The sequence below is a fragment of the Streptomyces sp. ADMS genome (assembly GCF_033441795.1).
Lineage (GTDB): Bacteria > Actinomycetota > Actinomycetes > Streptomycetales > Streptomycetaceae > Streptomyces.
Map to the genome: position 1 here is coordinate 1 of NZ_JAVFVX010000386.1, position 582 is coordinate 582.

The window sequence follows — 582 nt, forward strand, 5'->3', positions numbered from 1 at the left end:
AAGGGCTGTCCCGTAAATGATCTTCGAGCTGTCTCAGGCGTGGTTCGCCGTCGTGCGGACCGGCCGTTTATCCGGCGAGGGCGAGGTTGTGCATCCGGGCGATGCCGAGCATGGCGTGGTGGACTCCGTCTCCTTTGAGGCGGCAGTCGCGGAGGATCTTCCAGGTCTTCATGCGCGCGAAGACGTGCTCGACGCGGGCGCGGACCTGCTTGTGGGACTTGTTGTGTGCTTCCTTCCAGTCCGGAAGGTCTTCGCCCTTGCGTCGGCGGTGGGGCATGACGAGCCCGGTGCCGGGATAACCGCCGTCGGCGATCGTCATGGTCTTGCCGACGGCGGCTTTGGCGCCGGATTCCTCCCACGCCTTGCAGTCGTTGCGGTTGCCGGGCAGGGGCCGGCCCACCACGACGACCAGGCGGGTGTCGGCGTCGATGACGACCTGGTGATTGGTCGAGTACCGGTAGTTCTTGGACTGCTTTGCCACCGTGTGGTCGCGGGTCGGGACCAGGGTGCCGTCCACGATGAGCACGGTGTCCTTGGCGAACCGCTTGCGCGGCTGGAGCGCGAGCATCGGCCCGAGGTGGT

Annotated in this window: 1 protein-coding gene; it reads right to left on the reverse strand. The window is 66.5% G+C overall.

What is annotated here, in order from left to right; genetic code table 11:
• Positions 1 to 67: 67 nt before the first annotated feature.
• On the reverse strand, positions 68 to 582 hold a 515-nt coding region (locus RB628_RS41185; protein ID WP_318325740.1), incomplete at its 5' end, for a transposase.